The organism is Martinezella sp. CNPSo 3964, from assembly GCF_057784375.1.
Genome location: NZ_JBXSOW010000003.1, coordinates 115224 through 137253, shown reverse-complemented (window position 1 = coordinate 137253; position 22030 = coordinate 115224). Strand labels below are relative to the sequence as shown.

Annotated in this window: 21 protein-coding genes and 1 pseudogene; 17 read left to right on the top strand and 5 right to left on the bottom strand. The window is 61.0% G+C overall.

Features of this window, described 5'->3' with window-relative positions:
• Nucleotides 1-35 precede the first annotated feature (35 nt).
• The 9 genes from AC13Q5_RS11175 (at nucleotide 36) to modC (ending at nucleotide 8904) form a co-directional block, all read left to right on the top strand.
• Entirely contained in the window at nucleotides 36-671 is a 636-nt protein-coding gene (locus AC13Q5_RS11175; protein ID WP_488501685.1) for a GNAT family N-acetyltransferase, read from the top strand.
• On the top strand, nucleotides 668-1255 hold the full coding sequence (locus AC13Q5_RS11170) for a GNAT family N-acetyltransferase (RefSeq protein WP_488501684.1): 588 nt from the start codon (nucleotides 668-670) through the stop codon (nucleotides 1253-1255). Before AC13Q5_RS11175 ends, AC13Q5_RS11170 begins: the two co-directional genes overlap by 4 nt.
• Before the next feature lie 270 nt (nucleotides 1256-1525).
• Nucleotides 1526-2632 carry a GTPase ObgE gene (gene obgE / locus AC13Q5_RS11165; protein WP_488501683.1) on the top strand — a complete coding sequence of 369 codons (1107 nt, stop codon included), beginning with the start codon at nucleotides 1526-1528 and terminating at the stop codon, nucleotides 2630-2632.
• Nucleotides 2629-3798, top strand: coding sequence for a glutamate 5-kinase (gene proB, locus AC13Q5_RS11160; RefSeq protein WP_488501682.1), 1170 nt, complete (start codon nucleotides 2629-2631; stop codon nucleotides 3796-3798). The genes obgE and proB overlap by 4 nt, the downstream gene beginning before the upstream one ends.
• A complete protein-coding gene (locus tag AC13Q5_RS11155; RefSeq protein WP_488501681.1) occupies nucleotides 3791-5074 on the top strand; it encodes a glutamate-5-semialdehyde dehydrogenase in 1284 nt (427 codons plus the stop codon). Before proB ends, AC13Q5_RS11155 begins: the two co-directional genes overlap by 8 nt.
• 37 nt (nucleotides 5075-5111) lie before the next feature.
• Complete coding sequence (locus tag AC13Q5_RS11150) at nucleotides 5112-5693, top strand: nicotinate-nucleotide adenylyltransferase (RefSeq protein ID WP_244441482.1); 582 nt, start codon at nucleotides 5112-5114, stop codon at nucleotides 5691-5693.
• Between the two features lie 558 nt (nucleotides 5694-6251).
• Nucleotides 6252-7049 (top strand): molybdate ABC transporter substrate-binding protein, encoded by a 798-nt coding sequence (gene modA / locus AC13Q5_RS11145; RefSeq protein WP_488501680.1) that lies wholly within the window; start codon nucleotides 6252-6254, stop codon nucleotides 7047-7049.
• Nucleotides 7050-7132: 83 nt separating this feature from the next.
• A complete protein-coding gene (modB, locus tag AC13Q5_RS11140) occupies nucleotides 7133-7834 on the top strand; it encodes a molybdate ABC transporter permease subunit (protein ID WP_488501679.1) in 702 nt (233 codons plus the stop codon).
• Entirely contained in the window at nucleotides 7831-8904 is a 1074-nt protein-coding gene (gene modC / locus AC13Q5_RS11135) for a molybdenum ABC transporter ATP-binding protein (protein ID WP_075853396.1), read from the top strand. The genes modB and modC overlap by 4 nt, the downstream gene beginning before the upstream one ends.
• Here modC and AC13Q5_RS11130 read toward each other — a convergent pair whose 3' ends face one another.
• Entirely contained in the window at nucleotides 8905-9288 is a 384-nt protein-coding gene (locus AC13Q5_RS11130; protein WP_075853395.1) for a winged helix-turn-helix domain-containing protein, read from the bottom strand.
• Between the two features lie 284 nt (nucleotides 9289-9572).
• Between AC13Q5_RS11130 and AC13Q5_RS11125 the strand changes: the two genes are divergently transcribed.
• The 7 genes and pseudogenes from AC13Q5_RS11125 to AC13Q5_RS11095 all read left to right on the top strand — a co-directional run bounded on the left by AC13Q5_RS11125 (nucleotide 9573) and on the right by AC13Q5_RS11095 (nucleotide 16124).
• Nucleotides 9573-9872 carry a DUF1330 domain-containing protein gene (locus AC13Q5_RS11125; protein ID WP_488501678.1) on the top strand — a complete coding sequence of 100 codons (300 nt, stop codon included), beginning with the start codon at nucleotides 9573-9575 and terminating at the stop codon, nucleotides 9870-9872.
• Between the two features lie 162 nt (nucleotides 9873-10034).
• Nucleotides 10035-10477 (top strand): annotated as a pseudogene (rsfS, locus tag AC13Q5_RS11120) (ribosome silencing factor).
• 115 nt (nucleotides 10478-10592) lie between these two features.
• Nucleotides 10593-11075 carry a 23S rRNA (pseudouridine(1915)-N(3))-methyltransferase RlmH gene (gene rlmH, locus AC13Q5_RS11115; RefSeq protein ID WP_075853392.1) on the top strand — a complete coding sequence of 161 codons (483 nt, stop codon included), beginning with the start codon at nucleotides 10593-10595 and terminating at the stop codon, nucleotides 11073-11075.
• 188 nt (nucleotides 11076-11263) lie between these two features.
• Nucleotides 11264-12703: a murein hydrolase activator EnvC family protein gene (locus AC13Q5_RS11110; protein WP_244557839.1), complete on the top strand. Its 1440-nt coding sequence runs from the start codon at nucleotides 11264-11266 to the stop codon at nucleotides 12701-12703.
• Complete coding sequence (locus AC13Q5_RS11105) at nucleotides 12693-14021, top strand: S41 family peptidase (protein ID WP_075853390.1); 1329 nt, start codon at nucleotides 12693-12695, stop codon at nucleotides 14019-14021. The genes AC13Q5_RS11110 and AC13Q5_RS11105 overlap by 11 nt, the downstream gene beginning before the upstream one ends.
• Before the next feature lie 329 nt (nucleotides 14022-14350).
• On the top strand, nucleotides 14351-15544 hold the full coding sequence (locus AC13Q5_RS11100; protein ID WP_457881474.1) for a divergent polysaccharide deacetylase family protein: 1194 nt from the start codon (nucleotides 14351-14353) through the stop codon (nucleotides 15542-15544).
• 40 nt (nucleotides 15545-15584) lie between these two features.
• Nucleotides 15585-16124: an RNA pyrophosphohydrolase gene (locus AC13Q5_RS11095; protein ID WP_488501677.1), complete on the top strand. Its 540-nt coding sequence runs from the start codon at nucleotides 15585-15587 to the stop codon at nucleotides 16122-16124.
• A gap of 45 nt (nucleotides 16125-16169) precedes the next feature.
• On the opposite strand, the gene bfr is transcribed toward AC13Q5_RS11095, so the two are convergent.
• Together bfr and AC13Q5_RS11085 are read right to left on the bottom strand one after the other, a co-directional pair.
• The gene (gene bfr / locus AC13Q5_RS11090) at nucleotides 16170-16655 is read right to left on the bottom strand and encodes a bacterioferritin (protein ID WP_075853386.1); all 486 of its coding nucleotides are present in this window, start codon (nucleotides 16653-16655) and stop codon (nucleotides 16170-16172) included.
• The gene (locus AC13Q5_RS11085; protein WP_245304927.1) at nucleotides 16621-16893 is read right to left on the bottom strand and encodes a (2Fe-2S)-binding protein; all 273 of its coding nucleotides are present in this window, start codon (nucleotides 16891-16893) and stop codon (nucleotides 16621-16623) included. The genes bfr and AC13Q5_RS11085 overlap by 35 nt, the downstream gene beginning before the upstream one ends.
• Between AC13Q5_RS11085 and AC13Q5_RS11080 the strand changes: the two genes are divergently transcribed.
• Entirely contained in the window at nucleotides 16780-17022 is a 243-nt protein-coding gene (locus AC13Q5_RS11080; protein ID WP_425298683.1) for a hypothetical protein, read from the top strand. The genes AC13Q5_RS11085 and AC13Q5_RS11080 overlap by 114 nt on opposite strands.
• 85 nt (nucleotides 17023-17107) lie before the next feature.
• Here AC13Q5_RS11080 and AC13Q5_RS11075 read toward each other — a convergent pair whose 3' ends face one another.
• Nucleotides 17108-20575 carry an error-prone DNA polymerase gene (locus AC13Q5_RS11075; RefSeq protein ID WP_488501676.1) on the bottom strand — a complete coding sequence of 1156 codons (3468 nt, stop codon included), beginning with the start codon at nucleotides 20573-20575 and terminating at the stop codon, nucleotides 17108-17110.
• Nucleotides 20572-21999, bottom strand: coding sequence for a Y-family DNA polymerase (locus AC13Q5_RS11070; RefSeq protein WP_488502004.1), 1428 nt, complete (start codon nucleotides 21997-21999; stop codon nucleotides 20572-20574). The genes AC13Q5_RS11075 and AC13Q5_RS11070 overlap by 4 nt, the downstream gene beginning before the upstream one ends.
• Nucleotides 22000-22030 lie beyond the last annotated feature (31 nt).

The window sequence follows — 22030 nt, the reverse complement described above, 5'->3', positions numbered from 1 at the left end:
CTTTTTCTTTACCCTCAACCAAGGAGGACTGAACCATGCAAGGCGAATTGTTAAGGGAAGGCCAATCGCGGTCTCCCGAAGAGCGGCTGAGGCCGGAACGGTTAAGGACCGATTGCCCTGTCTTACTGTCGGAAAGGCTCGTTCTGCGCGCGCCCCACGAAGAAGACATCGACGCCCTTGCCCATCTCGCCAACAACGCCAATGTCGCCACAATGGTATCGCGTATGCCGCACCCGTATACGATCGCCGATGCCGCCGATTTCGTGCGACGCACGAAGCTTGGCGAGATTGGCAAGTGCGTCTATGCCATTACCAAAGCCGACAACGGCGCCTTTCTCGGCTGCTGCGGGGTCGAACCCACGAGTGATCCCAACACCGTCGAGATCGGTTATTGGCTGGGCGAACCACATTGGAATCAGGGCTATACGACGGAAGCAGCCCATGCCCTCATCGACATGGTCTTCCGCACCCGCGAAAATGTCGCCCAGATCGACGCACGTTGCAGGGTCACCAACGTTGCCTCGAGAAGGGTCGTCCAGAAGTGCGGCTTCCAGTTTCAGGGATCCGGCCTTGCCGCTTCGCTCGCGCTCGGCAGCACCGTGCCGGTCGAATGGTACAGGCTCGATCGCAAGACCTGGATATCCTTGCGCAGCTGGGGAGGCATGAGATGAACGCTCTCGCCGTCACCCGTCGCGATGTCCGGATCCTCATGCCCGGGCCAACGCCTGTCATCCAGACGGGCCGACTGACGCTGCGCCCGCACCGGCTCAGCGACGCCGATATGATTGCGGAGTCGCTTTCGGATTTCGCCGTCACCCGCATGCTGGCCCGCGTCCCCGCGCCCTATGACCGGCAGGATGCGCTCGACTGGCTGGTCGAGCACACCTCCGGCCTCGGCATGGATTGGGAACTGGCCATCACCGAGCGGGATGATGCCCATATCGGCAACGTCGGTATCGAACTCCGCCACGGCCGCTGGCACCTCGGTTACTGGCTGAACCGCTTCTACTGGCGGCAAGGCATCATGACCGAAGCGGTCAAGGCTGCGCTCGAACGTTTTGCCCGCCGCATGCCCGAAGTCGCCGTCTATTCCGGCGCCTTCGCCGACAATCCGGCATCCTTGAAGCTGCAGCAGAGGCTCGGCTTCGAGATCACCGGTTGCTCGGAGATCTACAGCTTTGCCCGCAACACCATGGTTCCGCATATCGAGACCGTGTTGAAGCCGGGCGCGCTGCGGCTCTCGCAGGCGGCCTAAGGCCCTTGAAAAGCGGTCATCGCCGTTCAAACCGGCGATGACCATCATGCCAGCCATGCAGTTCCGCCCCTTTATGGCACTGGAACCGCACGATATTCTTTGACCTCAGCCCGAAGCGCCTATATCGAAGGCGACATGACGGGCAAATGGCCGTCCGATGCGTCCTTCCGGATGCAAAAGACGGCAGCAATTGAAAAGAGCGCATAGGCTTTGTGAATCCCATTCGATCCGAAGGGATATGCGCCGATACCGAGTGACGGACGTAGCAAGATGAAATTTCTCGATGAAGCAAAAGTCTTTATTCGCTCGGGCGATGGCGGCGCAGGCAGCGTCTCCTTCCGGCGCGAGAAGTTCATCGAATTCGGCGGCCCGGATGGCGGCGATGGTGGTCGCGGCGGCGATGTCTGGGTCGAGGCCGTCAACGGCCTCAACACGCTAATCGATTTCCGCTATCAGCAGCACTTCAAGGCGACGATCGGCACGCATGGCATGGGCAAGAACCGCGCCGGCGCCAAGGGCGAGGACGTGACGCTGAAGGTGCCTGTCGGCACGCAGATCTTCGAAGAGGACGGCGAAACCCTGATCTGCGACATCACGCAGGAAGGCCAGCGCTTCCGTCTCGCCGCCGGCGGCAATGGCGGCTTCGGCAATGCCTATTTCAAATCCTCGGTCAACCAGGCGCCGGATTGGGCCAATCCAGGCCTGCCCGGCGAGGAAAAGACCATCTGGCTGCGGCTGAAGCTGATCGCCGATGCTGGCCTTGTCGGCCTGCCGAATGCCGGCAAATCGACCTTTCTCGCTGCCGTCAGCCGTGCGCGGCCGAAGATCGCCAACTATCCGTTCACGACGCTGCATCCCAATCTCGGCGTTGCCACCATCGACGGCCAGGAGTTCATTCTCGCCGACATTCCCGGTCTGATCGAAGGCGCTCATGAGGGCGTCGGCATCGGCGACCGCTTCCTCGGCCATGTCGAGCGCACCCGCGTGCTGCTGCATCTGGTTTCCGCCCAGGAAGAAAAGGTCGGCAAAGCCTATAAGACCGTGAAGCACGAGCTCGAAGCCTACGGCAACAGCATCCCCGACAAGCCTGAAATCGTCGCCCTCTCGCAAATCGACGTGGTGGACGAGGAAACGCTGAAGAAGAAGACCCGCGAACTGGCGCGCGCCTGCGGCAGGACGCCCTTCCAGATTTCCGCCGTCACCGGCCGCGGCATGACCGAAGTGCTGCGTGCGCTGCGTGACGTGATTGTCGAAGCCAATGCGGGCGAAGCGGACAAGCCGGCAAAGGCCCCGAAAGTGCGGCATCGCGACATGCAGCTCTCCGACGATGAGGGCGCTGACGAACGTCTTGGTGAAGACGGGGATAATCAGGGATGACAGCCCGCAAGCCGCTCGACCGCTACCGCCGCATCGTCATCAAGATCGGCTCCGCCCTCCTGGTCGATCGCAAGACCGGCTTGAAGAAATCCTGGCTCGACGGCATGTGTGCCGACATCGCCGCATTGAAGGCCAAGGGCATCGATGTGCTGGTCGTCTCTTCAGGCGCCATCGCACTTGGCCGCTCCGTGCTCGATCTGCCTTCCGGCGCGCTGAAGCTGGAAGAAAGCCAGGCGGCCGCGGCCGTCGGGCAGATTTCGCTCGCCCGCGCCTGGTCGGAAAGTCTGTCGCATGACAATATCGTCGCCGGCCAGATCCTGCTGACGCTCGGCGACACCGAGGAGCGCCGCCGTTATCTCAACGCCCGCGCCACCATCAACCAACTCCTGAAGATCGGCGCCGTGCCGATCATCAATGAAAACGATACGGTCGCGACGAGCGAAATCCGCTATGGCGACAATGATCGCCTCGCTGCCCGCGTCGCCACCATGACCGGCGCCGACCTTCTGGTGCTGCTGTCTGACATCGACGGGCTCTATACGGCTCCGCCGCATCTCGACCCGCAGGCGAAATTCCTCGACACGATCGCCGAGATCACCCCAGAGATCGAAGCCATGGCCGGCGGCGCGGCCTCTGAACTCTCGCGCGGCGGCATGCGCACCAAGATCGATGCCGGCAAGATCGCCACCGGTGCCGGCTGCGCCATGATCATCGCATCGGGCAAGACCGACCGGCCGCTGAACGCAATCGAAAATGGCGCCCGCTCCTCCTGGTTCGCGCCGTCGGGTACGCCCGTGACAGCCCGCAAGACCTGGATTGCCGGGCAGCTGCAGCCGGCCGGCGAATTGCATGTCGACGACGGTGCCGTCACCGCGCTCGGCGCGGGAAAAAGCCTGTTGCCCGCCGGCGTGCGTAGCGTCGTCGGCCATTTCGGCCGCGGCGATACCGTCGCCATCATCGGCCCCTCGGGCCGGGAAATTGCTCGTGGCCTCGTTGGCTACGATGCCGAAGAGGCTCGCCAGATCACCGGCCGCAAATCGGCTGAGATCGAGGCGATCCTCGGCTATGCCGGCCGCGCCGCCATGGTGCATCGCGACGACCTCGTCATGACCGCTTCCGTCAGGACGAAGGCCGAGAAGTTGAAGAAGGATGAAGCTCATGCTTGATACTGTCGCACAAAGCCCCGACATCGATGCGCTGATGAACGATATCGGCCGCAAGGCCCGGGCTGCGTCGCGACCGTTGGCCTTTGCTTCGACGGAAAGCAAGAACAAGGCGTTAAACGCCATGGCGGACGCCATTCTGGCCGGCAAGGATCATATCCTCTCTGAAAACGCCAAGGATTTGAAGGATGTCGAGGGCACGGATATGCTCGCCTCCTTCGTCGATCGCCTGACGCTGAACGACAAGCGCGTCGCCGAGATGGCCGAGGGTATCCGCGCGATTGCCGCGCTGGCCGATCCGGTCGGTGAAGTCATCGCTGCCTGGGATCGCCCGAACGGCCTGCAGATCGAGCGCGTCCGCACGCCGCTCGGCGTCATCGGCGTCATCTTCGAAAGCCGGCCGAACGTGACGGCCGATGCCGGCGCGCTGTGCCTTAAAGCTGGCAATGCCGTGATTCTCCGCTGCGGCAGCGATTCGCGTCGCTCCTCGCAGGCGATCCACGATTGCCTGGTTGAGGGCTTGAAGGCAGCCGGCCTGCCGGAACATGCGATCCAGCTCGTGCCCATCAGCGACCGCGCCGCCGTCGGCGCCATGCTGCGTGGGCTGGAAGGCAATATCGACGTTATCGTGCCGCGCGGCGGCAAGAGCCTTGTCGGACGCGTTCAGACCGAGGCGCGCGTGCCGGTCTTTGCGCATCTGGAAGGCCTCTGCCACATCTACATCGACGCTTCGGCCGATCTGGAAATGGCGAAAGCGATTGTCGTCAACGCCAAGATGCGCCGTACGGGCATTTGCGGTGCTGCCGAAACGCTGCTGGTCGACAAGAAGGTCGCTTCCACCCATTTGAAGCCGTTGCTCGACGGACTTGCCGCCGCGGGCTGCGAAATCCGCGGTTCGGCCGATGTGCTGAAGCTCGTACCCGGCCTGAAGGCGGCAACTGAAGAAGACTGGACGACGGAATATCTGGCCGCAATCATCTCGGTGGCGCTGGTCGACGGCATCTCGGGCGCAATCGAGCATATCGACAAATATTCGTCGAACCATACGGAGGCAGTGATCGCCGACGACCCAGCAGTTGTCGAACGCTTCTTTACGGAGATCGATTCGGCGATCCTCTTGCATAACGCATCAACGCAATTCGCCGATGGCGGCGAATTCGGCATGGGCGCGGAAATCGGCATCGCCACCGGCAAGATGCATGCGCGCGGGCCTGTTGGCGTCGAGCAGCTCACCTCCTTCAAATATCGCGTTCGCGGCACCGGACAGATACGGCCCTGACGTGCTGAAAGAAGAGATCGATCAACGCTATCTGCGTATGCCCCATGCCGAGCGCGGCATGGTGGTCGGTCTTTTCGGCGGCTCGTTCAATCCGCCGCATGAGGGCCACGCACTCGTCGCCGAGATCGCCATCCGTCGGCTCGGCCTCGATCAGCTCTGGTGGATGGTAACGCCGGGCAACCCGTTGAAGAGCCGGAATCATCTGGCGCCGCTTGCCGAGCGCATCGCGCTGAGCGAGCAAATCCTCCACAATCCGCGCATCAAGGTGACGGCCTTCGAGCAGACGCTGGGCATGAGCTACACGGCCAATACGCTGGCACATGTGAAGGCGCGCAACCGCCATGTCCACTTCATCTGGATCATGGGCGCCGACAGCCTGAACACGTTTCATCGCTGGCAGAAGTGGCAGGAAATCGCGCAAACCTTCCCGATCGCTGTCATCGACCGACCGGGATCCACACTCTCCTATCTCTCGGCCAAGATGGCAAAGACGTTCCACTACGCCCGCGTCGACGAGGATGATGCCCGCGTGCTCTGGAAGAAGCGGGCGCCGGCCTGGACCTTCATCCATGGACCGCGCTCAACGCTCAGCTCGACAGCGTTGCGCGCCGCACAATAATTTCGCCGATCTGTAGGAAAATCTGGAAAATAAAAAGCCCGACGCGGGAGGAGGATGCGTCGGGCTTTTGAACCTGATCAGCAACTGGGAGGAGGAGAGTTGCTGATCCATATCGGACGGCATTGGGAGGAGGAGATCGCCGTCTCGATGATTATGTTTTACCAGATTTTACCGATTGATAAATGGTCGATTGCGCAATGCAGCAATGCACTGATAGCATAGCTATGAAAATTTACTGCCCAAAAAACGCTTCTTTTGCAGATTTGCGGCGTTCGGATTTTCACTGCAGGAATCAAACAATCGCGATAAAGGCCGACAATCGCACGGTTCGTAACGTTACGTCTTGCTTCGTGAGCGTTCGCCAAGCCGCTGGGCGAATCCAGTCATGCATTTTTGCAATACCCGAAACCCTTCATATGCACTGCGCCACGGAAAATCCATAGAATTCGTAGGGTTACGTGACAATTTCGCGATATATTTTTGCAAATACATCCCTAGCCAAGCTTCTCTCGCCGTTATATCTGTCGAAACATGTCGACATCTTTGGGGAGAATTAAGATGACCACCAGCCGACGCCAATGGATCAAGCTTGCAACCGCCGCAGTATCAGCCGCATGGCTCGGCCTTTCGGTCATTCCGACGCCGGCGCTCGCCGCCGACAAGATCGTCGTCTTTGCCGCCGCCAGCATGAAGAACGCGCTCGACAATGCCGATGCCGCCTTCACCAAGGAAACCGGCAAGGAAGTCACCGTCTCCTATGCTGCAAGCGGACCGCTTGCCAAGCAGCTGGAAAACGGCGCACCCGCCGATGTCTTCATTTCGGCCGACACCAACTGGATGGACTATGTCACAGGCAAGAAGCTGATCAAGGACGACAGCCGGGTAAACCTCCTCGGCAACAAGCTTGTTTTGGTCGCCGCCAAGGACAAGGCCAAGCCGGTCGAGATCAAGCATGGCTTTGATCTCGCCGCCCTGCTCGGCGACGGCCGCCTGGCGATCGGCCAGCCGGAATCGGTGCCTGCGGGTAAATATGGCAAGACCGCGCTGGAAAAGCTCGGTGTCTGGTCTTCGGTCGAAAAGAAGGTTGCCGGCGCCGAAAGCGTCCGCGCCGCACTCGCGCTGGTCTCGCGCGGCGAAGCCCCGTATGGCATCGTCTATCAGACCGACGTCTCGGCCGATCCGGGCGTTGCCGTCGTCGGCACCTTCCCGGCAGACAGCCACCCGCCGATCGTCTACCCCTTCGCCATCACCAACAGCAGCAAGAACCCGGACGTACAAGCCTATTTTGACTATCTGAAATCGGCTAAGGCTGTTCCCTTCTTCGAGCATGAGGGCTTCACCATCCTGAAGCAGTGAGCGTCATCACCGCAAATCAGGTATGAGGTTCGATATCAGGCTCGCCGACCATGGCGGGCCTGAGATGTTTTAAGGGGCAGAGCTTGGAAGCATTGAGTTTGAGCAGCGACGAATGGACGGCCATCGAACTGAGCCTGCGCGTCTCTATCGTCGCGATGCTGGTGAGCCTCCCCTTCGGCATCGGCGCCGCATATCTGCTTGCGCGTGGCCGCTTCTGGGGCAAATCGATCCTCAACGGCCTCATCCATCTGCCATTGATTCTTCCGCCTGTTGTCACCGGCTTCATCCTTCTCATCCTCTTCGGCCGAAGGGGGCCGATCGGCTCGCTCTTCGAGCAATATCTCGGCCTCGTCTTCTCCTTCCGCTGGACGGGTGCCGCACTTGCCTGCGGCGTCATGGGCTTTCCACTGATGGTCCGAAGCATCCGCCTATCGATCGAAGCCGTCGACCGCAAGCTGGAGGAGGCTGCCGGCACGCTCGGCGCCAGCCCCATCTGGACCTTCGGGACCGTGACCCTGCCGCTGATTCTGCCCGGCATCATCGCCGGCATGATCCTCTCCTTTGCCAAGGCCATGGGCGAGTTCGGCGCCACCGTCACCTTCGTCTCCAACATTCCAGGCGAAACCCAGACGCTGTCTTCGGCGATCTACACCTTCACCCAGGTGCCGGGCGGCGATGCCGGCGCCATGCGGCTCACTATCGTCGCGATCATCATTTCAATGGCAGCGTTGCTCGCCTCGGAATTCCTCGCCTACCTCGCCGGCCGCAGGGTGGACTTCGAATGACGCTCTCGGTCGATATCCGTCATCGCCTCGGCGCCTTTTCGCTGGAGGCTTCATTCACATCGGAAGGCGGCGTAACCGCCCTTTTCGGCCGTTCCGGCTCCGGCAAGACGTCGATCGTCCGCATCATTGCCGGCCTCACCCGGCCAGACCAGGGCCGCATCAGTCTTGACGGCACGGTACTTGCCGATACCAGCAGGCAAATCTTCGTGCCGCGCCACCGCCGTCGCTTCGGCTATGTCTTTCAGGAGGCGCGGCTGTTTCCGCACCTCTCCGTGCGGCAGAACCTCAATTACGGCCGCTGGTTCGCTCCGCGGAACGAGCGCAGCGAGAGCTTTGACGGCGTCGTCGATCTTCTCGGCATCGGCGCGCTGCTGGATCGCCGGCCGGCAAAGCTTTCCGGCGGCGAGAAACAGCGTGTCGCGATCGGCCGTGCCCTGCTTTCCTCACCGCGACTGTTGTTGATGGACGAACCGCTCGCCGCGCTCGACGAAGCCCGCAAGGCGGAAATCCTGCCCTATCTCGAGCGGCTGCGCGACGAGACGAAGATACCGATCATCTATGTCAGCCACTCCATTGCCGAAGTGGCCCGGCTTGCCAACCGCGTCGTTGTCATGCGCGACGGCAAGGTCGAGACGATCGGCGCCGCCGTCGACATCTTCAGCCAGCTTTCCGGCCCGCTGGCCGCGGACCGGCGCGAAGCCGGCGTGCTGCTCGAAGGCCGTGTGGAATCGATGGACGATCGCCATCATCTGACTGTCGTCGCGCTGAAGGCAGCAAAACTCTTTGTGCCGGGCCAGGCGGCCGCTATCGGCAAAACCGTACGCGTCCATATTCCGGCTCGCGACGTCATGCTGGCGACAACTAGGCCCGAGGGGCTCAGCGCCCTCAATATCCTCGACGGTAAGGTGCTGGGGATCGGCACGGCAGTCGACGGAACGGCGGAAGTCAGGATCGATTGCGGCGGCGACATCGTGACAGCCCGCATCACGCAATTCTCGGCCGAGCGGCTGGGGCTGCGCATCGGCCTGCCAATCCATGCAGTCATCAAAACCGTGGCACTAGAACACTGATCAGGACTTTTCCGAAGAAGCCTCGGCCGGGTTGCGATTGATCTCCAGCCAGTTCAGATCGTCGGCTATGGCCGCGCGCAGCGTCGTTTCCATACTGCGGAAGCGCCGCAGCAATTCCTCGCCGAATGGCGTCAGGGCGGCTCCGCCACCCTTCTGGCCGCCACGTTGCGATTCCACAACCGGTTCGCGGAACATATGGTTCAATTCGCTGATGAGCAGCCAGGCCCGGCGATAGGACATGTCCATGGCACGGCCGGCGGCCGAGATCGAACCGGTTTCCTGGATATGTTCGAGGAGCTCCATCTTGCCGCGCCCGAGCCGGTCCTGCCCCGAAAAGCTGATACGGAGAATGGGCTTCAACGGTGGCTGCGGAGCATCTGTCATGGCATCTGTAACGTTTGAGGTCTGCTAAGAGCGTGATGCCGAAAAGTGTAGGCGGTTTTCGGACGACATCACGCTCTACTTCTTTGAAGCTAGAGCGGATTCAGATTTTAGGTCGAACAGACCTAAAATCATTCGGCTCTAGTGTATACGCGGCCTTCCCCCGGCTGTACATGCCGCCGGGAAATGGACAAGCCGCGGCGTCGGCCTATCTGATCTTCCATGGAAAGCACATTAGCGCCAGAAGCAAGAATCGCGCGGGCCGTGGATTTTAGAGGAGGAAATCGATGCCGGCCTATATCATTTCCGACGTCACCATCAGGAATGGCGAGGCCTTCCAGACCTACCGGGCCCGCGCAGCCACCTCCATCGCCCATTATGGTGGGCACTATCTTGTCCGCGGCGGCCCGATCGAAAAGCTGGAGGGCGACCGGTCGCCGCAAGCGATCGTAATCGTGGAATTTCCGGACCTGGAACGGGCGAGAGCCTGGTATGGTTCACCGGAATATGCGCACGCTCACAAAGTCCGCAATCGGGCTCTCAGCCGCAATCTCATTCTGGTCGACGGAGCAGGTCTGGAAGCCTGATTTCGGTCGCCGGCACGAATATTTACCCATATCTGGTGCGAAAGCGCCCTATTCGGACACAAATCCTTGTCTTCAACGCCTCAAGATGGCCGCCAGCGTCTTGAAACCTTAATGCTTTGATGCCTATCTTTATCATGTGATCGACTCAGATCACGTACGTGCATGTTCTGTTACTCAAGGAAGGAAGAGCACTGACAACAGTACACGCCAAGGGAAGAACGCCTGTCGTTATCCCGAAGAGCTCGGAACGTGGCGCCGATGCCGCTGCCCGCGCCCTGCAAGCCGTCCTCGTTAGCCTCGAGGATTCCAAGGCCGAAAATATCGTCACCATCGACATTGCTGGCAAATCTGCGCTTGGAGACTACATGGTCGTCGTCTCCGGCCGATCGAACCGCCATGTCGTGGCGATTGCCGACCATCTCATGACCGACCTGAAGGACGAGGGCTTCGGCAATGCCCGCGTCGAGGGTCTCGATGGTGGCGACTGGGTGTTGATCGACACCGGCGACATCATCGTTCATGTCTTCCGACCCGAGATCCGTGAGTTCTACAACATCGAAAAGATGTGGGCCGCACCCGATCTCGACGAAGGCACGCTGCACTAACCGACCCCGGAACGCTTTCCCGGCCCGGTTCGCAGCTTTTAGATCGCCGGAGATGAGCCTCCGGCAAGGGTTTTGTTTTGTGCCGCCATGACGGCGGATATGCGTGGGAGCGGGAATGCGGATAGGTCTCTTTGCGGTGGGACGGCTGAAAGCCGGCCCTGAAAAGGATCTTGCGGCTCGCTATCTCGACCGTTTCGCCAAGGCCGGGCCGGCCATCGGCCTGGAAATGACGCGCATGACCGAGGTTGCCGAAAGCCGTGCTTCCAATAGCGAGACCCGCAAACGCGAAGAGGCGGGTCTGCTGCAAAAGGCGCATCCCGAAGGCGGTGTCCTCATTCTTCTCGACGAGCGCGGCAAGGCGCTCGATAGCGAAGGCTTCGCCGCCATGCTCGGGACATACCGCGATCAGGGCAAGCGCGACCTGACGATCGCGATCGGCGGCGCTGACGGTCTCGACCCATCCCTTTACGACAAGGCCGACATGACCATTTGTCTCGGCAAGCTGACATGGCCGCACCAGCTGGTCCGCATTCTCATTGCCGAACAGCTCTACCGCGCCGTCACCATCCTCTCCGGCCACCCCTACCACCGGGTGTAATCACCTATTCCATTTCGAAAACTGTTTGGCTTTCGGTTCTTTTGCGTTAACGAAACGCTCACACAGGCGTGTTTTGATTCCCGCCCTGAAAATGACGATGCTTCCTAGCCGATCGCGGCAAATCAGCCTATTTTCACGCGATCTGAAGGGACCAGGCCCGAACCGACTGGATGAGAAAAGCCCCGCCCATGCTTTCGCGTCTCGTGCTGCCAGCTTTGGCGGCGTCTCTCGGCATGGGCGCTTATATGACAGGCCCTTTCTCCCGGGAGGACGTCGCCGTCGCGCAGGAAGCTGATGCCATCGCGCCGCAAGCGCCTGACGATCGCCCTTCCACGACGACATCGGCACTGCCTGGGCAACAGGCGCCTGACCCGGCGGCAGACCTTGCCCGCAAGCGCGATGAAACTCGCACGCAGCTCGACGCACTTTCAAAGACGATCAGTCTTTCCTCAGACAAGACCAAGGAGCTGGAAGACAGCATCGCATCGCTCGACAAGAGCACCGCCAGCCTGCGCCAGGCACTGATCGATAGTGCCGCCCGCCGCAAGGACTTGGATCGCAAGATCCAGCAGAGCGAGAAGACGCTGACGGATCTCGCCGTCAAGGAAGACAAGATCCGCGCCTCCCTGCATGATCGCCGCGCGCTGCTCGCCGAGGTTCTGGGCGCCCTGGAGCGCATGGGGCGCAATCCGCCGCCAGCCCTGCTGGTGACGCCGGACGATGCGCTCGCCTCGGTGCGCAGCGCCATTCTTCTCGGCGCCGTCGTGCCCGGAATGCGCAAGGAAACCGACAAACTCATCGCCGATCTTACGGATCTGAGCAAACTGAGGGCCGATGCCGCCGCCGAAAAAGCCAGCTTCACCACCACCGTGACCAACAGTCTGGAGGAGGAGCGGCGCATGGATCTGCTGATTGCGGAAAACGACAAGCACAACAAGGAGAATACGACCCAGCTCGAGGCGGAGCGCAAGCGCGCGGAAGAGCTGGCAGGCCAGGCAACCAGCCTGGAGGGCCTCGTTGCCTCGCTTGAAAGCCAGATAGGCTCCGTGCGTGACGCCGCCGCGGCAGCCCGTGCGGAAGAAGCGCGCCGGGCTCAGATGACCGAACAGCAGCGCGAGCAGGCGAAAGCCCTTGCCGAGAACGGCGTGCCCGATAAAAACCGCATTACGCCCGCATATCCCTTCTCAGACCTGAAGAAAAAGTTGGAGCTGCCCGTGGCGGGCGATATTCTCCGCCAGTTCGGCGACGACGATGGCACGGGCCACACCGCGATGGGACTGACCGTCGCGACAGGCCCGGATGCGCTCGTCACGGCTCCCGCCGACGGCACGGTCGTCTATGCCGGTGCATTTCGCAGCTACGGACAGATGATCATCCTGGATACGGGCGACGGCTATCACATGGTGCTGTCGGGCATGGACGCGATCAAGACGCGCCCTGGCAGATTCGTCTTCGCTGGCGAGCCGCTTGCCACAATGGGCCAAAAAAGAGTCGCGAGCGCGACCGCATTGGCGCTGGAAACGGATCGGCCAACGCTTTACATTGAATTCCGAAAAGATGGAAAACCGGTCGATTCTCGGCCCTGGTGGACCTCCAAAGACACTGGAAAGGCACGCAATGATACGTAGGGCTTCTCTTGTTCTCGTCGGCGCATTGATGGGTGCGACCGCGATGGGCGTTATCTACTCGGCGGTAGCGCCGGCGGAAGCCGCTGGCACTTCCACCTATAAGGAGTTGTCGATTTTCGGCGACGTCTTTGAGCGCGTCCGCGCGCAGTATGTGACGCCGCCGCAGGAAGACAAGCTCATCGAAGCCGCCATCAACGGCATGCTCTCTTCGCTGGACCCGCATTCGAGCTACATGAACGCCAAGGATGCGGAAGACATGCGCACCCAGACCAAGGGTGAGTTCGGCGGTCTCGGCATCGAAGTGACGATGGACAACGACCTCGTCAAGGTCATCACCCCGATCGACGACACGCCCGCCGCCAAGGCTGGCGTCCTTGCTGGCGACTATATCACCGCCATCGACGGCCAGTCCGTCCGCGGCCTGAAGCTGGAAGACGCCGTCGAGAAGATGCGCGGCCCGGTCAAGACGCCGATCAAGCTCACCCTGATGCGCAAGGGCGTCGACAAGCCGATCGAGCTCACCGTCATCCGTGACGTCATCGCCGTTGCAGCCGTCAAGTCGCGCGAGGAAGGCGGCGATGTCGGCTATATCCGCATCATTTCCTTCACCGAAAAGACCACGCCGGACCTCGAAGCCGCGATCGCCAAGATCAAGAAGGATATCCCGGCCGACAAACTGAAGGGTTATGTCCTCGATCTGCGCCTCAACCCGGGCGGCCTGCTCGATCAGGCGATCAACGTTGCCGACGATGTGCTTGAGCGTGGCGAGATCGTTTCCACGCGCGGCCGCAATCCAGACGAGACCCGCCGCTTCAACGCCACGCCCGGCGATCTGACCGACGGTAAGCCGATCATCGTGCTCACCAACGGCGGCTCGGCTTCCGCTTCGGAAATCGTCGCCGGCGCCCTGCAGGATCTGCGCCGCGCCACCATTCTCGGCACCCAGTCCTTCGGCAAGGGCTCGGTTCAGACGATCATTCCGCTCGGTGATGGCAACGGCGCGCTGCGCCTGACGACGGCACTCTACTATACGCCCTCAGGCCGCTCGATCCAGGGCACCGGCATCACGCCTGATATCAAGGTCGACCAGCCGCTGCCGGATGATCTGAAGGGCAAGCTGACGACGGAAGGCGAATCCAGCCTGCCGGGCCACATCAAGGGCCAGAGCGAAACCGACAAGGGCTCCGGCTCGTCGGCCTATGTGCCGCCGGACCCGAAGGACGATATCCAGCTCAACTACGCGCTCGACCTGCTGCGCGGCGCCAAGACCGATCCGGCCTTCCCGCCGAACCCCGAAAAGGCGGTTTCCTCCAAGTAAGGATTGGCGCCGGGCTGGAAACAGACCCGGCGCTTTCATGATGAGGGAGCGGGATAACGCGTATCGTTCCGCTCTTCTCCGCCAGCCTCAATTTCATATGAATCCGGCCTTGTTCGGAAACAGTTTTGTTCATGTTCTAGAGCAATTCCAGGAAAAGTGCGCAGCGGTTTTCCGTCCGGAAGTGCGTGAAAACAAAGAGATAGAGCGGTTCAGAGATTCCATGAAAACTGAACCGCTCTAGCACTTTGAGTGCCGCGGGCATTTTTCCGCTTCGCCGCGAGCGATATGCTCAAGGCCGATACAGTTTTCCGCTTGGGGTGGATTGAAATTTGGGAACGGATTTGCATGCACCGTTGGGACAGAATCGCGGCCCCGGCCGCCAGCGGCGCTCCATCCCCTTTGGGCGCATTCTCGGCGGCTTCTGTCTGATCGCGATCGCCGGCTTTTCTCTCTATTCGGCGCTTCTGCGCGATCACCTGCAGAAGACCCAGCCGGTAGAGGCGGCAAAGAAGGAAGATCCGGCCCCTCCGGCCGAAACCAAGCCTGCTGCGACCGAGAAAACCGACCAGGCCGGGTTGACGCAGGTCGATCCGCAATCCGGCGCCAATGCCACACGCATCGTTACCGGCGACGGTTCGGTCGTCACCATGTTCAGCCCGAACAATCGTGACGGCAGCGGCCCGGTATTGATCAACGCCAATCAGGTGGGCCAGGACCCACGCATGGCGGCAACGCCGAATGACAGCCTGCTGGAGGATTCGCCCTTCGGCAAGCTGCCGATCACCTCACCGAGCGGCCTGAGGCCGATGGATCAATATGCGCGGCCCTGGTCAGGCGCTCGCGGCACCCGCGTCGCCATTGTCGTCAGCGGCCTTGGCCTCAGCCAGACCGGCACGCAGCGCGCCATCGAGAAGCTGCCGGAAGAAATCACGCTCGCCTTTGCCGTCAGCGGCAACAGCCTGCAGCGCTGGATGCAGGAGGCACGGCGCGGTGGCCATGAGATCCTCATCCAGGTGCCGTTCGAGCCCTTCGACTATCCCAGCAACAATCCAGGCCCGGATACGCTGCTGACCTCGCTGTCGGCTGCAAAGAATGTCGAAAACCTGCACAAGGCGATGGGCAAGATCACCAATTACACCGGCGTGATGAACTATCTCGGCGGCCGCTTCCTGGCCAATCCCGGCGTCATGGAACCGGTGCTGCGCGATATCGGCAAGCGCGGCCTGCTGTTCCTGGATGACGGCTCTTCGGCGCAATCCAAATCCGGAACGCTCGCCAAGACGCTGGACGTGCCGCATGCCTTTGCCGACGTGCAGCTCGACGGCGAACTGCAGCAGGATGCGATCCTCAGGAAACTCGACGAGCTCGAACGCATTGCCCGCCGCAACGGCTCCGCGATCGGCGTCGCCTCCGCCTTCGACGAGAGTGTCGACGCCATTAGCAAATGGAGCGAGGAGGCCGCCATGCGCGGCGTTGAAATCGTCGCCGTCTCGGCGCTTGCCGACGACCCGAAACATCCCTGACCCCTGGCCTGGTTCCCTGGGCCTGACCCTGGAGAGAGAAATGAGCACGCCCCACGCGCCCGTAAGAGCCGAAGACCTGCCCTACCGCCCCTGTGTCGGCATCATGATCCTGAACCGGGATGGCCTGGTCTGGGCCGGCCGCCGCATTCCGGACGGCAATTCCGAATATGACGGCTCGCCGCAGCTCTGGCAGATGCCGCAGGGCGGCATAGACGAGGGCGAAGATCCGCTGAAAGCCGCCTATCGCGAGCTTTACGAGGAAACGGGCATGAAAACCGTGACCCTGATGGCCGAGGCGAAGGACTGGATCAACTATGATCTGCCGCCGCAGCTGATCGGCATCGGCCTCAAAGGAAAATATCGCGGCCAGACGCAGCGCTGGTTCGCCTTCCGCTTCGACGGCGACGAGAGCGAGATCGCCATCAACCCTCCGCCGGGCGGCCATGAAGCGGAATTCGATGCCTGGGGATGGAAGCCTATGGCCGAGCTTCCCGGATTGATCGTCGCCTTCAAGCGATCGGTCTACGAGCAGGTCATTTCGGAATTCAGCCATCTGGCCGGCCTGAAGGCCGAGGACTGAACGAAGACAACCGGCCGCTTGGCGGCCGGTTTCGTAAGATGTCAATTATTCTGCGGAATCGGCGGAGTCAGCGTTGAGCTGGCCGTACTTGGCTTCGCCGATTTTTCCGAGCAGCTCGAGCTGGGTTTCGAGGAAGTCGATATGGCCTTCCTCATCCGTCAACAGCTCTTCGAACAGCTTCATGGAAACATAGTCGCCAGCGTCATGACAGATATCGCGCGACTTCTTGTAGGCCGTGCGGGCGTCGTATTCGCCGGCGAGATCGGCTTCCAGCACTTCCTTGACGTTCTGGCCGATGCGCAGCGGCGCCAGCGTCTGCAGATTTGGATGACCTTCAAGGAAGATAATGCGAGCGACGAGACGGTCGGCGTGCTGCATCTCCTCGATGGATTCCGCACGCTCCTTCTTGGCGAGCTTGGTGTAGCCCCAGTCCTCGAGGAGTCGATAGTGAACCCAATACTGGTTGACTGCGCCAAGCTCGAGGAACAGCGCCTCGTTAAGCCGCTCGATGACTTTTTTGTCGCCTTTCAATGTCCGCTCTCCTGTTGTCTTCATGGAATTTTTTCAGGCGGGACATGAAATCAAATATTTCGGCTTCCGTCGAGTGCCGACGGGCATGATAATCTTCGGTTGTCTGTATAATGATATCAACGACATTCGGGAAACAGCCGCAGCAGCGGCCGCGCTTTTCCATGGCGTGATAAACCTTGGCGGGAACGATGAGCTGCCAACAGTCCTGATCGAGGAGTTCGGTGATGACCTCCCGGATTTCCTTGTCGGTGATGTAATTACAACTGCAAACCAGCATTCTTCGCTCAGCCCGTCAAACATGACATCCGCTGTCTTGTTATCTGCTAAAGAAGACGCCCTTTGTCAAGAAAGAAACGATTCATTTTAATCGCCGGTTTGATTGCCGGTTTGATTGGATGACAGGAGCATTGGCTCGCGACCTCCGGATGAAAGGCCTCGAATCTCCCAGAATCTCAATGGAAATTGCGACCTCGCGGCATGACCTTTGCCGTTTCCACGCCATTGCTGCGGCCTTCCGCCGCTGTCCCTGCACCGGATGGACGCGGCAGCAGGGCAGATTTTTTCTTCTGCCTGTGATCCATGGTCGGCCGTAGCGCCTCATCCGCCCGGTCGCTGACGCCGAAACGCCTTGCCTCGCGCTGTAGGATGCCGAGTGCCGGCGTCATATCCTCGATATAATCGACCACCACATGGATGACGCCGCTTTCGCTCTGCAGGCGGCCGCGGATCTTCACCAATCGTGCCCCCATGACAATGGCACGGTATTTCTCGAACTTCTTCGGCCAGACGATCGCATTGGCGACGCCAGTCTCGTCTTCGAGCGTCATGAAGATCACCCCCTTGGCCGAGCCCGGCCGCTGGCGCACCAGCACCAGCCCGGCGATCGTCACCATCCGGCCATTGGCGACACCGGGCAGTTCCCGGCTCCGTACAATACCCTGCCGCGCGAAATCGGCGCGCAGGAAGGAAACCGGATGCGCTTTCAGCGACATGGACAGATAGCGATAATCTTCGGTGACCTGCTCGCCGGGTAGCATCTCGGGCAGAGAAACCGCCGGTTCGAACTGCAGATCCGCATGGTCGCCGAGATCGAAGAGGGGAAGCTTTTCGGCAGCGCTGCTGGCATCAAGCGCCCGCACCGCCCAAAGCGCCTCACGCCGGCTGAGGCTGATGGAACCGAACGCATCCGCATCCGCCAGACGCTCGATCTGCGCCTTGGCAAGTCCGGATCGTAGCCAGAGATCGCGCACCGAGCGATAACCATCACCACGGCGCTCGACCAGCTGCTTCATCTCATCCTCGGACAGGCCCTTGACCTGCCGGAAACCGAGGCGGACGGCACATTGCGTCTTGATGATCTCGCGCATCGACGCATGACGCTGCTCGACCGAACTGCGGTCGAAAGACGCCTTTTCCAGCAGGCAATCCCAACTCGAATGATTGACATCCACCGGCCGCACCTCGACGCCATGCTCGCGCGCATCGCGCACCAGCTGCGCCGGCGCATAAAAGCCCATGGGCTGAGCATTGAGGATCGCCGCACAGAAGATATCGGGATAATAGGCCTTGAGCCAGGAAGAGGCGTAGACGAGCAGGGCAAAGGACGCCGCATGGCTTTCCGGAAAGCCATATTCGCCGAAGCCTTTGATCTGCTCGAAGCAGTTCTTGGCGAACTCACGGTCGTACCCCTTCGCGGCCATACCCTCGACCATCTTCTCCTCGAAAGTATGGATAGTCCCGGTTCGCTTGAATGTTGCCATAGCCCGACGCAGCTTGTCCGCTTCCGCAGGCTTAAATCCAGCCGCCGTAATGGCGATCTGCATCGCCTGTTCCTGAAAGAGAGGAACACCCAGCGTACGTTTTAGCACCGCCTCCAGCTCCGGACTCGGATAGTCGAGTTTTTTCCCCGCCCGCTTGGCCTCCCGTCGCTTGAGATAGGGATGCACCATATTGCCCTGAATCGGACCGGGGCGGACGATCGCCACCTCGATGACCAGATCGTAGAACTCGCGGGGCCGCAGACGTGGCAGCATGCTCATCTGCGCCCGGCTTTCGATCTGGAAAACGCCGATCGTATCGGCGCGGCAGATCATGTCATAGACAGGTTCGCCATCCGGGTAATTGGCGTAACCAAGATCGGCGAGCTCCTTCTTGACGTCGTAATGCAGCAAAAGCAGATCGAAAGCCTTGGCAAGGCAGGTCAGCATGCCGAGCGCCAGCACGTCGATCTTCAATATGTTGAGATTGTCGAGATCGTCCTTGTTCCACTCGATCATGTAGCGATCGTCCATCGCCGTGTGCATGATCGGCACGACCTCATCCAGCCGATCCCGGGTGATGACGAAACCGCCGACATGCTGGGTCAGATGCCGCGGAAAACCCATCAGCGTCGAGGCATAGGAAAGGACGTTTTGTGTCGTCTTGTCGTTAAGATCGAGGCCGGCAATCTTCGCTTCGCGCTCGGACAGATCCTCCGTCGACCAGCCCCAGACACCGCTTGCAAGAGCCGACTGCACATCCTCCGACAGGCCAAAGGCTTTTGCCACTTCGCGGCCGGCCGAGCGCGCCCGGTAGCTGGTGACCGCCGCCGTCAGCCCGGCATGCTCCATCTTGTAATGCCGGTAGATGAATTGGATGACCTCTTCACGCTTCTCGTGCTCGAAATCGACGTCGATGTCAGGTGGTTCCTCACGCTCCGTCGAGATGAAGCGCTCGAACAAAAGCGTCGTGATCTTCGGATTGACTTCCGTGATCCTGAGACAATAGCAGACCAAGGAGTTGGCGGCCGAACCGCGCCCCTGACATAGAATGTTCCGGCTGCGGGCAAACTCCATGATGCGGCGCACCGTCAGGAAGTAGGGCTCATATTGCCGCTCGCGGATAAGAATAAGCTCGTCATTGATCTGTTTGACGACCTCTGCGGGAATCTCATCAGGATAGCGCCATCTGGCCCCCTCCCAGGTCAGCCGCTCCAGCGTTTCCGAGACGGTTTCGCCAGGAACACTTTCGTCGGGATAATTGTGCCTCAGCTCATCCAGCGAAAAAGACAGCCGGCTAAAAAACTTCTGCGTATTGGCGATGGCCTTTGGATAATCTCGAAAGAGACGCGCCATCTCGCCAGCATCCTTCATATAGCGCTCGGCATTGGCCGCCAGCCTGAAGCCGGCTTCGGCGATCGGCACATGCTCCCGGATCGAAATCACGATATCGGCGAGCGGCTTGCGTTCGGTCGCGTGATAGAGCGGCTGGTTGCTGGCGATCAGTCGCACGCCATTGCGCTGCGCCAGAATGGAGAGCGTGGCAAAGGTCATCCGGTCACGCCCGTCATAGGCCGGCGACAGGACCATATGCAGCTTCCTGCCGAAGCGCATCCATAGCCGCTTCAGGCATTGCTCCAGCTTTTCTTGCCCCTCCGGCGTCTCGACGCTTGTCGCATCGGGGACCAACGCCAGCATCATCTCGTCGCCCCATTCCACGAGGTCGCTTTCAGTGAGGATGCAGGTGCCTTTCTCGCCGCGTAGATTGCCGGCGCTCAAAAGCCGGCAGAGATGCGCCCAGCCCTTGCGGTTCTGAGGATAAGCAAGAATGTCAGGTGTGCCGTCCGAAAACACCAGACGGGCGCCAGGCTGGAAACGAACCGGCTTCAGGAACGGCTTTTCCGGCTTTCCCTGGGCTCGAAGCAGAAGATTTTCCTTGATGATGTCTTCATGTTTCGCCTGGAGAAGCTTGGTATGCGCATGCGCCTTGACGACGCCTGCAACCGAATTGCGGTCGGCAATCCCAAATCCGGAAAGTCTCAGGATGGCGGCCTGCGCCACGATCTCTTCCGGATGCGAGGCTCCCTCGAGAAAGGAGAAGTTGGTTCTGACTCCAATCTCGCAGAAGGGTACGGGTTCGTGAAAGCTCGGGCGCGCGTTCATGCGAAGACCCCGTGCATGTACCAGTCCGGCGCCGTTCCACCGCGACCATAAAGCCCCTTGCGGAACAGCCAGAAACGATGACCCTCTTCATCCTCGATCTGGAAATAATCACGGGCAGGCTCTTCCTTTTCTTCGAGCCACCATTCCGCCGAAAGCCGCTCCGGCCCCTCGGCCCGGCTGACCCGATGCATGACCCGCCGCCAGCGGAACTGCCGAGGAGGGCCATCGGGCACTTCGGCGGCAATGGTTTCGACCAGCTCCGGCATGCGGAACAGCCGCAGCGGCCGCTCGCCGCGGAAGAAGCCATGGCCGGCATCCTCCTTGCCTGTGCGCCGCTTCGAAGCGAGGATCGCCATGGCCGGCAGCGGCCGCACGGCCCGCTCGGGGATATGGCTCTGTCGCAGCTCGAACCCCTGCAGGCAGTCCGATCCCAGCCGCGCGGCCACGCGATCGACAAAGGCGGCAAGCGACCCTTCCTGGCGGTCCTCGCCGACGAAATCGCCTTGCGTTGCATCGAAAGGCGCATGCTGAAGCACATTGAGGCGGATGATTTCGAAACCGTAGCCGACATCGAGATCGTCATGAATGGCGCCGAAGCGCTCCGTGAACAGGCTTGAAATCCGGCTCGGCTCCCGCAGCGGCTGCGATGCACCGGCGGCGATGCGGAAGACCGCGCCGTCCACCCGGAAAAGCAGAAGTTCGAAGGAACGGCCGCCGACACCGCGTGCTTCCAGCCCCGGCTTCAGGGTTTCGGCAAGCTGGCGGGCAAGCTTAAGAATATCCTCTTCCGCCTGTACCGGTTCGACCAGACGGCGCTCGGCCGACAATTGCGCGACCGGGCGGCGCGGCGAGATCGGCTCCTCGACGAGACCAACGGCCTGGTCGAGCCGCAACAGCAGTTGCGCGCCAAAACGGCGGGCAAGCGGCGCTCGCGGCGCGGCCAGAAGATCGCCCACCTGCTTCAGGCCCATCTTCTGCAGGGCCGCAACCGTTTCCTCTCCGAGCCTTAAGGAGGCGACGGGCAACGGCGCCAGGGCTTCTTCCATCGCCTCCGGAGGAACGACACGGCTGTCGTCGAAGCGGGCAACGGCCCAGGACAGGCCCGGCGCGGAGGAAATGGCGCCGCGCACATCGAAGCCCAGCCGGGAAATCCGGATCAGGATGTCCTCGAGCAGCGCCTCTTCGCCGCCGAAGAGATGGGCGCAGCCGGTAATATCGAGGAAAAGCCCATCCTTGCCGTCGATCGCCACCAGCGGCGTATAGCGGTCGCACCAGTCGGCGATCGCCTCCAGAAGCTTGCGGTCCGCCGCCGGATCCTCCTCGACCACATCGAGATCGGGACAGATCGCCTTCGCCTCGGCCACGCCCTGACCCTGTTTCAAGCCGATCATCTCCGCGCGCTCGTTAAGAGCTGTCAGTCGCATGGCATTGTTGAGCTTGCCGGCACAAGCAAGC